We start from the raw sequence: 13,301 nt of genomic DNA, 5'->3' as shown, positions 1-13,301 counted from the left end.
ACACATTGTTAAACCACTTTGTCCGGGTTGATCCCTTTTTAAAGATTCAGAATTTCTTGTGCAAATCCTGTGCAAATAAAAAGCAGTTACAACTTATCGTCGTAACTGCTTTTCTTTGTGCTCCCGAAGCTGGGCTCGAACCAGCGACCCTCTGATTAACAGTCAGATGCTCTAACCGACTGAGCTATTCGGGATTCTTTCGCCTCCTTTCAGAAACGTTTTTCTGAAATCGTGGTGCAAAACTAGGCTCTTTTTTCTAATAAGTCAATGAAAAACCGAAAAAATATTACACTTTTTTTTAATATTAAAGTAATGTCTTGATAAACAGGTTTTTAAATCAGCTGTACCGGATTGCCTATTTCGTCAAATAAAAGATTGGGGATTTTGCCTACATTCACACGCCTGTTTTTGTTCAGGTCAAACGGCTGCAGAATGGCTTCCACTTCCTCTTTTCTGACTTTACGGTAGATCGGCTTCATCGTTCCGCCGAACTCACCCGGAACAGCCGCAGCATCCCACTGGAACTCCGGATCCACCAGCGTGCCTCTCGGGGCCATCAGCGGCGGGTGTCCCGTGCCCCTGTAGTCGAGGTTCTCAGGATGGGGAAGGCCCAGGGCGTGTCCGAACTCATGGGCAGCCGTAGTAGACTCACCCAGGTTGTCTGTAGATAGCCAGTGGCCAACATTGTGGCCCAGTCCGAATCCCATCATAGACCTTTCGGAAGTATTTTTCTCACCAATCCTGACGAAATTGTTGCGGTAGTCCCGGTTGTTGATACACAGCTGTACGATGTGGTTATCTTCAACCACCACAAACCTCACATCAAATACAACGGGCAAAGTTTTGCCTTTTACTTCATAAGTGGCTTGCGGGGCATTCCACATGACCATGATTTCATCTACGATTTTTTGCCCCAGATCCGGGTTGGCCTGTGCTCCGTAAAAAAACAGCCTTGCCGAGATCTCTATATTGTCTGAATTTACACTGATGACTGCCGACATAATTTATGAATAGGAACGCTCTAAAATAAGTTCTTTGATTCTTCGGGCATCGCTTTTCAGGAAATTCCGGATGACGATTTCTTCATCACGGGCCCTGGCTTTGATACTTATCGTCGAGAAAATCAAGCCGTTGGCGATTTCAACACCGGCGATGTCATTGTAAAAAACAAAATTCTCAGTCGAAGAAATAGCCTTTCTGATTTTAAAAGAAACGCCTTTTTCGGAGAAAGTCACCGTGTCGGGAAATAAAGGATTGGCCATGCTGCTGGCAGAAAATTTCTCATTCATAAGAATCAATGGTTTAAAATGGTACGTACACTACTTTTTTGGTTTCGAAAAATTCTTCCTCAAAAACGTCGCTCAGGTCGTAAATCTTATATTTTCTTTTAACCTCACCCAGCTCTTCTGACAAATCGCCGCCTTTCAGGTATAAGATACCATTATCCAGCGGATTAAAATGGTTTTTATTGAATTTATGCTCAATCCATCCGATAAATGGGGCCATCCTGGTCACCGCCCGGCTGATCACAAAGTCATATTTGCCTTCTATTTTCTCAGCCCTCTGGTGTTCAGCCTTCACATTGGTAAGGCCCAGTGCAGCTGCTACTTCGGACACCACCTTGATTTTCTTACCGATCGAATCGACCAGGTGGAATTTGACTTCCGGAAACAAAATGGCCAGGGGAATGCCCGGAAAGCCTCCGCCGGTACCCACATCCAGTATGTCGCTGTCATCTACAAAAGAACATACCCTGGCAATGCCCAGGGAATGCAAAACATGCTTTTCATAAAGATTTTCAAGGTCTTTACGGGATATTACATTGATCTGGTTGTTCCAGAGCTCGTATAAGTCCTGCAACCGCCCGAACTGATCCTGCTGTTTCGCACTCAGGTCAGGGAAATATTTTAATATAACAGAAATGTCGGACACTATTAATGGTGATTTTTGAATGAGTGAATCAGAGCTGTCAGCGATTAGCTGTTGGCTTTTAGCTGCATTCTGCTTTGTTGTTAAAATTCAGTTAGTCGTTGCTCCCTGCGATCCGGAAAATCAACATAACCAAATGTTACAAGCCGCGGAAAAGCAAAGGTTAAAAGCTAACAGCTTGAAAAGTACTTTCTCCCTTTTCCTTTCTCCTTATTTCGATCAATGATGTACCCCGCCATCGCCATGCACATGGCCATGAGAGATTTCGTCAGCGGTTGCTTCCCTTACCGAAATGATCTTTCCTTCGAACTTAAGGGTTTTGCCTGCCAGAGGGTGATTGAAATCAACAAGCACCACTTCGCCTTCAACCGCGTGAATCCTGCCCATCAACTGGCTGCCGTCTTCATTGGTGAAAGGCACGAAACTGCCCGGTTCAAGCAGGCCTTCCGGAATCTGCCCGTCTTCGATCTGGAACATAGAGATCGGGAATTCAGCGATATCTTCTTCAGAGAAATCACCGAAACCTTCCTGAGGCTCCAGCACGAAATTGAAAGTGTCATCCGCTTTCAGTCCGTTCAGCTGGGTTTCAAAATCCTGCGGTAAACCGCTGTTGCCATATAAGAATACCAGCGGATCATCTTCACCGGCTACTTCAACGATTTCGAAATCATCTGATTCCTCGTGGATATAAAGCTCGTAAGTTAATTTTACTACCTTGTTTTCTGAAATTTGCATAATAGGATGAATTTTTTAACAGTTGTCCCAGGTATTTATAGGATTATATCTGTTAAATATATGAAATAAAATCTACCTTTGCGGTAGTTTAACGGTACAAAATTACGCCATTTTTCAACCCTATTAATGAAAAGTCCTATCTATTTTTTTGTTTTGCTGCTAAGTTTCACCACGGCTATTGCCCAAAAAAAGAATGACCAGTATAATTATTACATCCGGAGGGCAGAATCTTCTCTGAAAATAGATGGCAAGGCAGATGAGAAAGCCTGGGAGAATATCCAGGTCGCTACCGATTTTTTCCAGGTGTTACCGATGGATACCAGCCGGGCATTTGTGAAAACAGATGTGAAATTCACTTATGATGACAAAAACCTTTATGTGCTGTTTATCAACTATAACAAGATAAAAGGTGCCAACATGGTTGAGTCTATGAGAAGGGATTTCAGTTTCGGAAAGAATGACAACGACCTTTTGTTTATAGATACATTCAATGACCTCACCACGGGGTTTTCATTCGGATCGAACGCCCGCGGCGGGCAGTGGGACGGCCTTATGTATGCAGGCTCCAGCATCAACCTGAGCTGGGATAATAAGTGGTCTTCCGAAGTGAGTTTTGACGACGACAAGTGGGTGTGGGAAGCTGCTATTCCTTTCAAAACCCTCAGATACAGAAGCAATACCAAGGTTTGGGGGCTTAATTTCAGCCGCCTGGACCTTAAAACCACAGAAAAATCTTCCTGGACACCCATCCCGAGGCAATTCCCAACGGCATCGCTGGCCTTTACCGGTAACCTGGTGTGGGATACGCCGCCACCCTCACCCGGAGCCAACATTTCGGTTATTCCTTTTGTGTATGGGGGTGTGACTAAAAATTATGCCGGCAACGGCAAAATCCAGTATGATAAAGGGGTGGGTTTTGACGCTAAAATAGCCCTGAGTTCTGCCATGAACCTTGACCTTACCGTTAACCCGGATTTTTCACAGGTGGAGGTGGATGTGCAGCAGACCAACCTTGACAGGTTTGAATTGTTTTATCCTGAACGTCGCCAGTTTTTCCTTGAAAACGGTGATATGTTCAATAATTTTGGATTCGCCAACATCCGTCCTTTTTTCTCCCGCAGGATAGGGTTAAATGCCCCGATCCAGTTTGGGGCGAGGGTCAGTGGTAAGCTGAACCAGAAATGGAGGCTGGGAGCGATGAACATGCAAACCGGTAAAAGTGCGACCAATGATCCGGGCTCGAATTACTCTGTACTGACAGTTCAGCGTCAGGTATTCAAACGCTCTTTTATTTCGGCGATGGTGGTGAACAGGGAAACGGTAAAATCTAAAAATGACAAAGACCTGAACCCGATTCCGGGATACAACCGGACGGTAGGACTGGAGTATAACCTGGCTTCAGCTGACAATGCCTGGGTAGGAAAAGCATTTTTACTGAAAACGTTTTCACCACTGAGTAACCAGAACAATTTTGTGTGGGCCGGAGAATTGAACCGTCTGACCAAAAAGGTGAACTACAGGTTCCTGGTTGAGAATGTAGACGGCGAAGTGCAGGGCAACGAAGTGGGTTATGTCAGACGCAGGAATTATATCTATCTGAATCCTGAGGTTTCTTACCTGTTTTTCCCGAAAGGCAGCAAAGTGCTTTCTCATGGTCCTGTGCTGGGGCTCAATTACGTCTTTTCAAAATCTAAAAAAGAATACATAGAAAGTACGAATGTGCTGAGTTATAAGGTCAATTTCAGGACCCAGAGTGTGTTTACGATCTGGGCAGCCACTGATTTTGTGAAACTCAACAGTGCTTTTGACCCGACCAACTTTGTGGGAGACACCCTGGCCACAGGCAGTAAACACGATTGGAGATCATGGGGAACTTCCTATGTTTCCAAACCCCAGGCTTTGCTGACCTATTCATTTGCCACCCGTTATGGCGGATATTATGCAGACGGAAAGCGTCTAAGGCTTGAAGGGGAGCTGGGCTATCGTTTCCAGCCTTTTGTGGCCATCGCCATGAGAGCTAATTACAACTATCTTAAATTCTATGAAAGTGAGTTGCTGCCGAAATCACTCGTGAACACCGGGCATGCTTTGTGGCTGGTTGGGCCGAGGATTGACGTTACTTTATCAAACAAGATCTTCTTTACGAATTTTATACAATTCAATAACCAGACAAATAACGTCAATATCAACACGCGTTTTCAGTGGAGATACAGTCCGGCTTCAGATCTGTTCCTGGTTTATACCGACAATTATTATTCAGATACCTTCAAGGTCAGAAACCGTGCTTTGGTGTTGAAGTTTACTTATTGGTGGAACGTATAGAATCTGCCCTGGAATTATTAAAAGAAACTTCCTTTGGCAATGGTTTCTGGGTTCCGACACCCAGCGGGAATGTCTTGGGTTTTGGAGAAGATAATATCGAATTGAAGTTTCTTGAGAAAATCAGACTCACCCCAGATACTACCACATTACCGCTTGTCGAGTTGAACAGGAAGTAATTGGAGTTGGGTACGCTTCGCGAATAACCTCTTAATCTGAATGTTCCGTCTTCTGAGAGCAGATATTCCAGCTCCCCGCCCACAGAGAGTTGCTGTTGGTTGGTCGTGGTGCTGATGCCGCTCTCAAGCGGACTCATGAATGTACTTTTACCGCTGAATTTAAAGCGGTTATTCAGGAATTTATACGAGAAGTTAAGCTGCATATTTTTCAGGAGGTTTTCTCTGAAGTCCCCGAATTGTACGCCGAGCTCAAGGTTCGGGTCCAGTTTATTGGCCAGGTTTCCGATCTGGTTGGATAGGATATTGTTCAGGTTGTCAATAAAAAACTGCTGCCTGAGTGATTCCAGGATGTTGTTTTCCGGGAATATCTGGTTAAATGCCAGGATACTGGACACGTTACGGCTCAGTAACTGTTCGTCGTCTTTCAGTTTCTGTTCGAAGGCCAGTAAATAGGTCTGGTAACTCAGCGGAATCTGCCGGGTATCGAAAGAAAGACTGTAGGTGATTTTAGGAATCAGCAGGCGGTCTGTCAGGTTTACCATGACATTGACAGGGTAGCGGGTTGACAGGTCACTCTGGTTATTCGTGGCTGCCTGTATGCCCGGAATATCGGTAAGGGTAACATTGGCTGTATAAGAAGCTTTCATGTCGAGCATGGCCTCCAGCGGGTCACCGGACCAGGTAATGCGGCTTCCGTCCACGATCTCAAACTTCCGGAGCGAGGCCAGGTTCTGAAAACTGAAGTCATATTTCCCGCTTTTGACGATGTAGGGGCCGTTGATGGAGAATCCGCCCCTTGTATCATACTCTATGGATATGCGGCCGTTTCCAAAGGCCGTCAGTTTGTCATTGTTATTCCTGTCAAAAATAATCTCACATTCGGCATCCGGCGTCAGGGTCAGGTTAAAGGCCATTTTCAGACCACTGTTTTTAACGACTTTCTTCGGATTCTTTTTGAGGTTGACGGCCGAATCGGCTTTGGCCAGCACCGGGTTTTTCCGGATAAACGGAATAGCCTCCACGTTGGTGTTGATGGTGGTTTCACCATCCAGTGGTATGGTTATTTTGGTGCCTCTTTTACTGGTCAGATTGGAAGAAATCACCACATTGTTGAAATCTCCGGTCATGTGCAGTTCTCCGGTGGCTAAAGCTGTTCCATAAAAACTCTCATTGTCTGAACTCTTAGTGTTCATGATTCTGAACCCGTCGCGGCCTTTGAGGTAGGCATGAAGGCCCAGCATGAAATTCCGGTTTCCGCCATTGAAAATCCCGCCTTCGATGGTAGCCGTATTGCCGTTTTGAGGAGCATCCCTGACGGTGATTCCACCCGGAGGGGCTACGAAACCTTCTTCGTTGAAGAGAATGGTGTCGTCAAAATACAGGTAGGAGTTGATCGCATTGATCCTTAATGAACCTCTGTCCAGGGCCACGCTTCCCCTGATGATCGGGTTGAGCGGCGTTCCTTTGACGGTCAGGTTACCATTCGCAAAACCACCGATGTTAGAGAAAAGTCCGTCTACAAAGGCCTGTGATATTTCCAGGTTGGCATTCCTGATGTTGGCATTCAGGTTCAGGGAGTTTTCGGCACTTCTCGGGTCATAAGTACCCGAAAGCCGGAAGATCTCACTGTTGATCCGGTAAATATTGCCATTGATATTCAGCTTGTTGTTGATGTTATCCCAGACCGCTTCTGCAGCGATGGTCCCGATCAGGCTTTTCCTGTAGATCAGCTCATCGATGTGCAGATCGCTGGTGATGATGGGGTTTTTGTAATAATTACTCAGATTGACCTCGCCATTGGCAACGCCTTTGAGATCTACATTGGTAAACGGTTTGATGGTGTTCAGGTCAAAGTCCCTCACCCGCAAAATAGCCTGCAATGTGGAGTCTCTCGAAATATTACCGTAAAGTGTAATGCTCTGGTTTTGATTGGACAGCCCGATATTTTTAAAGAAGATATCATCTCCTTTGATGTTGATGAGGTTATTGGGTGAGAGCACCCATTTGTTATTCAGGATGCTCAAAACACTGTTTTTGGCATTGAACCGGATGTCATAACTGTCTGGCAAGAAATCTACTGTTCCGAAGATTTTGGCCTTGTTCGGCGTATCTTTCTGTTCTATGGAGCCGTCAAAACTGATCTGGTTGGTCTTTCCCCATGACCCGCTGATAGCCAGGTCTTTGGTGTTCAGTTCGTTGGCCAGGAGTTGTTCTTTTGAATCAATCACCAGCGAAGTCAGCACCTCGGGCGAAAACGAGGTTTTGGACGAATTGAAATCTATGGTGTTGGCGTAAAAAGAGTTATTGCCGTATTTGAGGGTATCAAGCACCCCGCCCATGGAAAATTCTGAAGTTGACCTGATAGAGACTTTCCCCGTCAGGTAGGATCCGTTTGAGATATAAACTTCAGGATTAAAGAAAGCAAAAAGCGGTTCGGAGTCCTTAAACCGGATCTGGTAACCCGCGTCATACGGCTTAAGTACGGTTTTGGCTTTTTTGTTCTCATAGTAAGTCTTCCGGTCTGCTTCATTCCCGGAAAAATAGAGCCTGTATTCTTTCACCATCTGACTCAGGTCACGGATCAGCTGGCTGGGAACATAAGACCCGGTGATGCTGCCATTAAGGAATTCCGAAATGACAGATATTTTCCTGGAGTCCCCGCTAATCACAGAGGTCAGAAAAAGGGAATCAATCACCAGGTTGTTTTTCTTTTCGGTCAGATACGTATTCAGGAATTGCCCGCGGCCGATCCAGTTGTCCAGTTCATTGCCTTCAAAATCAAGGTCCAGTTCAGTGTGAAGCTGATAATCTGTTTCGGTAAAGCCCAGTTTTCCGAGATTGACTTTTTCAAGATTTCCTTTGATTTTGAAACTGTTCAGGGCTTCGTTGAAATCCACTTTTCCTTCTACATCGGCCAGTAAATTGGGATCGACTACTTTGATAGAGCCATTGAAAATGGATTGTCCGAGCTCGCCATCCACAATAATATTTTTATAATCATAGCCGTTAAACCAGATTTGCTCTACTTTTCCTTTCAGGCCCAGGGTAGCATCCGAAATCTTCAGGCCCCGGCCCTCAATTTTGCCGGCGAAGGATATCTTTTGTAAAACATCCGGGATATTGGTCAGCTTGCCTATCTCAAGTCCTGTCGTGACCACGTCTCCGAAATAGGTGGATTTGGCGGACTGCTCGTCAATTTTCATAGAAATTACTCCCTTAGCCTTGCCTAATCCCGTGGATTCAACCAGGGCATCTGAAGTAAAATCGTTATAAAAACCTTTGAAAATGCCTGAAAAAGTGGTCTTTTCAAACTTGACTACATAGTTATCGTAATTTTTCTGACTCGTGTATTGTTTGATGTCAGGAGCATTAAACACGGAAGGTTTCAGGTTGACATCGAGCTTCGTTTTCCTCAGATCAGGCAATCCTTTGAAGTTGACATAACCAGCCAGGTAACTGTCTTTGCCGAACTTCAGGTCCAGGTCATTGACGGTCAGGTCGTGCACGGTACCCGTTACTTTGCCGTTGAGCAGGTACTTTTCCTGGTAGGCGTACAAAGTGGAGGAGAAACGGCCTAAATCCTGGGCATCCAGTGAACAGTCTTTAAGGTTGGCCTGCATTTTCACTTTTGCGTTGAAGTCATTGAAAGCAGACGGGCGGTCATAATAAAAATTGATGCCGTCCCCGATGTAGGAGTTGTTGATGCGGGCCTCCAGGTTTTTCAGTTTCATGGCAGACCGGCAATAGAAGAAATCCGTTTTGATATCCTTGATGACCAGGTCACTCCGTCTTTCGACGCCCTTCAGTGACTTTGCATTGAAAGTAATGGTGTCGCCCAGCACGAGGAAATTTTCAAGGCTTGCATTAATGCCGTCAATTCTGAAGTTGAAATAATCAAACTGATTTTCAGGTAAGCGGGCTTTTCTCGGGTCGGTCAGACTGACAAAGCCATCCTGTACATACGCATCGTCTATGGTAAAAGGCTTGTTATGATTTGGTTTGCTTTTCGAAGGGTCGGGTTGGATCAGGTGGTTGATGCTGTTGATCCAGTCGTCAAAATTCAGCTGGCCTGATTTCTCTTTGACGAGTTTCACTTCCGGGTTTTTAAGCATCACATAGTCCAGGTTATCATCAAAAATGATGATTTTCCGTGGATTAAACCTGACATCGAAATGAAACGGGCTGAGTTTAAAGTCCACATCCACAAGCTCAGCCATGTTGAACACGAAGTTGGTTTTGCAGTTGACATAAATCTCCCTGACGAAGATCATATCCCTTCCTTTGAGGTCCTTGATGCTCACATCTTCAAAGGTAACTTCGTCCAGCCATGATATTTTGACACTGCTGATGTTCACTGATCCCCCCAGTTTTTTCGAAAGCCATTCTGTGGCTGAAGTGGTCAGAGAGGTTTGAATATCAGGTAGTTGCAGTCCATAGTAAATCATTATTACCAGACATATGACGGTAACAACCAGGAACCTGGCGGCTCTCAACAATATTTTTAGAAAGCGGATCAACTTAAATATTAAGAATCAATTGACTAATTTTGTTCCCCGGATCAAAAACGTCTTTTAACTTTTTGGTATATTAATAAAAGGCAAAAATCTCAATAAATAACTAAAAAAGCTAAAATAATGCCCACAAATAGCAAAGATATCGTTTTACTGGCTATAGAATCATCCTGTGACGAGACCTCGGCATCGGTAATTTTAAACGGTAAAATCAAATCAAACATTGTGGCTTCGCAGGTGATTCATGAACAATTCGGGGGCGTTGTGCCTGAATTGGCTTCCAGGGCTCACCAGCAACTGATCGTTCCGGTCGTATCCAAAGCCATGGAAGAAGCCGGAATTCAGAAAAGTGACCTTTCCGGTATCGGATTTACCCGTGGACCCGGCCTGCTCGGGGCCTTATTGGTCGGTACATCATTTGCGAAATCTACAGCCCTGGCCCTGGATATTCCGCTGGTTGAGGTCAATCACATGCAGGCCCATGTGCTGGCTCATTTTATTGAAGAACCGGCTCCGGAATTTCCTTTTTTGTGCCTTACCGTCAGCGGGGGGCACACCCAGATTGTCAGGGTAAATGCCCCTCTCGAAATGGAAGTGATCGGCGAAACCCGTGATGATGCAGTAGGAGAGGCTTTTGACAAGGCCGCCAAAATGCTGGGATTGGGTTACCCCGGCGGTCCGATGATTGATAAACTGGCTGCACAGGGGAATCCCGAAGCTTTCGAGTTTCCGGTATCTGATATGCAGGGACTTAGCTTTTCATTCAGTGGCATAAAAACATCGTTATTATATTTCATCCAGCAGAAAGGAGCTGAGTTTGTACAGGAAAACCTGGCCGATATCTGTGCGAGTTATCAGCACACCCTGATCAAGATGCTTCTGCAAAAACTCAGAAGGGCTTCAAAAGAGTTGAAAATTAAGCAGATAGCGATAGCCGGTGGGGTTTCTGCCAATTCCGGACTCAGAAAGGCCCTCCATGAAATGGGGGAAAAAGAGCGTTGGGAAGTCTATATTCCAAAGTTTGAATACTGCACAGACAACGCAGCCATGATTGCCATGGCAGCTCACTTCAAGTTTCAGAATCAGGAGTTTACTGACCAGAAAGTCAGCCCGTTGCCGAGATTTGAAATGAATTAAATTTTCTTAAAATAAATAATTTCAAATTTTGAAGCTATAGATTCGTTGGATACTCTAAAATGAATTATTTTTGAAAATTAAATACCTCTCCATAAATTTTGAAAATGAACTTACCTTTTATCGAAAATCTTGCACCCGGGAAATATCGAAGTTTGATTAGTTTCTTTTATAAGACATTCTTTTACGGCTTGGTCCTCTTTGTTGTTTATATAATCGGACTTTATTTCAACATTTTCTGGTTGTTTGGTAAAATGCCCGGGATCGACGATCTTGATAATCCCAAGAGCGAGATCGCCTCGGAGATTATTTCTTCGGACGGTAAAGTGATAGGTAAGTTTTTTTATGAAAGAGGAAACAGGAGCCCGGTGGCCTTCAGCGAGATTCCAAGCTCTTTGATTGATGCCCTGATTGCGACAGAAGACGTAAGATATACCAAGCACGGCGGGGTGGATGCCCGTAGTTTACTGAGAGCCATCGGTGGTTTACTGACCTTCGACCCTAAAGGAGGTGGTAGTACCATTTCACAGCAATTGGCCAAAAACCTTTTCAAGATGAGGGAGGATGAAGGGTATGAAGGCCTGCTGTATCATATTCCGGGTGTAAAAACCCTGATTATCAAGTCAAAAGAATGGATTGTAGCCATTAAGCTGGAACGCCGTTATACCAAACAGGAAATCATGAAAATGTACCTGGACACGATCGAGTTCAGCAGTGGTGCCTATGGTTTGAAGTCGGCCGCCAAAACATATTTCAAAAAATCTCCCCAGAACCTGAATACCCAGGAAGCGGCTACCCTGGTCGGAATGATCCAGAATCCCTCAAGATTTAACCCTAAGTTTTTTCCTGAGAATTCCCTGAAAAGAAGGAACGTTGTAATATCTCAAATGGTGAAATACAACAAGATCACTTCGGAAGAGGGCGAGGTTTTGAAAAGCAAACCGATTGTGTTAAACTATTCTCCGGAAAGTCATAACAGCGGTATGGCTCCTTATTTCAGGGCATTTCTGAAAGACTGGGCCAAGGCTGAGATTGTGAAACTGGGCTTTGACGAGGCGGATCTGTATACCAAAGGATTTAAAATACACACTACCATCGACTCCAGGATGCAGGCTTATGCCGAGCAGGCGGTAGACGAACACATGCGTGACCAGCAGACAAAATTTAATCAGAACTGGAGAGGCAGAAACCCGTGGGTGCAGCGACGCAGCGAAGAGTCGAATCGCTATGTGGAGATTCCTAATTTTATTGAAAATGCTGCCAAAAGAACCGGTTACTACCAGGTTTTAAAAAGAGAATACGGTGATGACACCAGGAAAATAGGGATTGAAATGAACAGGAAGATGCCGATGAGGGTCTTTACCTGGTCAGGAGAAAGAGACACCCTGATGTCTCATATGGACTCGATCCGTCATTATAAACGATTCCTGAATATCGGTATGATGGCCATGGATCCCCGTAACGGCAATATCAAGGCATGGGTGGGAGGTATTAACTTCAAATATTTCAAATATGACCACGTGGCCCAGAGTAAAAGGCAACCGGGTTCTACCTTCAAGCCATTTGTTTATGTCACTGCGATAGACAACGGCTTCTCTACCTGTGAAAGGGTGGTGGACGAGCCGATCTCTTTCGGGCCCGAAGATGGTGTTTATGGTAAAATCTATACCCCGAAAAACTCGGACGGAAAGTATTCTTATGCTTCCCTTACCCTGAGGCAGGCTCTGGGGCAATCGATCAATACGGTCAGTGCAAGACTGATCAAGGAATTTAAGCCTTCAAAAGTGATAGAATATGCCCATCTTCTGGGTATCAAGAGCAAGCTGGACGACAGCCCTTCATTGTGTCTGGGGGTGAGTGATGTAAGCTTGTATGAAATGCTGTCAGGATATGCTGTTTTTGCCAACGGAGGCAAGTACACAGAGCCCATGTTTGTTACCCGTATTGAAGATAAAAACGGAGAAGTACTCAAAGAATACCTGCCTGACCAGAAGGAAGTACTGAGCAAGGAAACGGCCTATAAGATGATTCACCTGATGAAAGGGGCTACGATGGGCGGAGGTACCTCAGTGGGGCTGGGAAGATACGGTGTGCTTGACGGCAACGAAGTAGCTGCCAAAACCGGTACCACCTCCAACTATTCCGATGGATGGTTTATGGGTATGACCCAGGACCTGATAGCCGGTATATGGGTAGGCGGTGACGACAGAGCCATTCACTTTGAAAGTATTGCCATGGGACAGGGTGCCAGGGTGGCGATGCCCGCCTGGGGTCTGTTCATGAAAAAAGTGTATGCCGACAGCGAACTGGAATTCAAGAAAGGAAGGTTTGTGGTCCCTCAGGGCGTCAGAATCATGGGTGATTGTATCCTGAGCCCCAATGAAGGCTTCTCTGTGGATTCGTTGAAACAATATACACAACCGGCTCTTAAACCGGCTGACGACGACGAATTACTGTAATTTTATACTCAGGGCAGGAGTTTGTTCCTGCCCTG

At 45.2% G+C, this 13,301-nt stretch carries 8 protein-coding genes and 1 tRNA gene; 3 read left to right on the top strand and 6 right to left on the bottom strand.

All coding sequences use genetic code 11. The features are described from left to right. Positions 1-120 precede the first annotated feature (120 nt). From GVN16_RS05360 to GVN16_RS05340, 5 genes are all read right to left on the bottom strand, one after another. Positions 121-194: transfer RNA gene (locus tag GVN16_RS05360), tRNA-Asn, on the bottom strand. Between the two features lie 138 nt (positions 195-332). Further along, a complete protein-coding gene (locus tag GVN16_RS05355) occupies positions 333-1,001 on the bottom strand; it encodes a peptidase M10 (protein ID WP_166562816.1) in 669 nt (222 codons plus the stop codon). 3 nt (positions 1,002-1,004) lie between these two features. Beyond that, on the bottom strand, positions 1,005-1,289 hold the full coding sequence (locus tag GVN16_RS05350) for a PH domain-containing protein (protein ID WP_166562815.1): 285 nt from the start codon (positions 1,287-1,289) through the stop codon (positions 1,005-1,007). A 13-nt stretch (positions 1,290-1,302) separates the two neighbouring features. Then, on the bottom strand, positions 1,303-1,923 hold the full coding sequence (rsmG, locus tag GVN16_RS05345) for a 16S rRNA (guanine(527)-N(7))-methyltransferase RsmG (protein ID WP_166563123.1): 621 nt from the start codon (positions 1,921-1,923) through the stop codon (positions 1,303-1,305). 225 nt (positions 1,924-2,148) lie between these two features. Next, positions 2,149-2,664, bottom strand: coding sequence for a peptidylprolyl isomerase (locus GVN16_RS05340; RefSeq protein ID WP_166562814.1), 516 nt, complete (start codon positions 2,662-2,664; stop codon positions 2,149-2,151). Between the two features lie 126 nt (positions 2,665-2,790). Between GVN16_RS05340 and GVN16_RS05335 the strand changes: the two genes are divergently transcribed. Further along, complete coding sequence (locus GVN16_RS05335; protein WP_166562813.1) at positions 2,791-4,986, top strand: DUF5916 domain-containing protein; 2,196 nt, start codon at positions 2,791-2,793, stop codon at positions 4,984-4,986. Here the strand turns inward: GVN16_RS05335 and GVN16_RS05330 are convergent. Next, entirely contained in the window at positions 4,964-9,607 is a 4,644-nt protein-coding gene (locus GVN16_RS05330) for a translocation/assembly module TamB domain-containing protein (RefSeq protein WP_166562812.1), read from the bottom strand. The genes GVN16_RS05335 and GVN16_RS05330 overlap by 23 nt on opposite strands. Positions 9,608-9,796: 189 nt before the next feature. Between GVN16_RS05330 and tsaD the strand changes: the two genes are divergently transcribed. Beyond that, positions 9,797-10,810 carry a tRNA (adenosine(37)-N6)-threonylcarbamoyltransferase complex transferase subunit TsaD gene (gene tsaD / locus GVN16_RS05325; RefSeq protein ID WP_205748789.1) on the top strand — a complete coding sequence of 338 codons (1,014 nt, stop codon included), beginning with the start codon at positions 9,797-9,799 and terminating at the stop codon, positions 10,808-10,810. Between the two features lie 239 nt (positions 10,811-11,049). Then, positions 11,050-13,266, top strand: a complete 2,217-nt coding sequence (locus GVN16_RS05320) for a transglycosylase domain-containing protein (RefSeq protein WP_310587415.1) — start codon at positions 11,050-11,052, stop codon at positions 13,264-13,266. Positions 13,267-13,301 lie beyond the last annotated feature (35 nt).

The organism is Emticicia sp. CRIBPO (genome assembly GCF_009905725.1).
Taxonomy (GTDB): Bacteria; Bacteroidota; Bacteroidia; order Cytophagales; family Spirosomataceae; genus Leadbetterella.
This window is presented reverse-complemented; position numbering and strand designations above follow the sequence as displayed.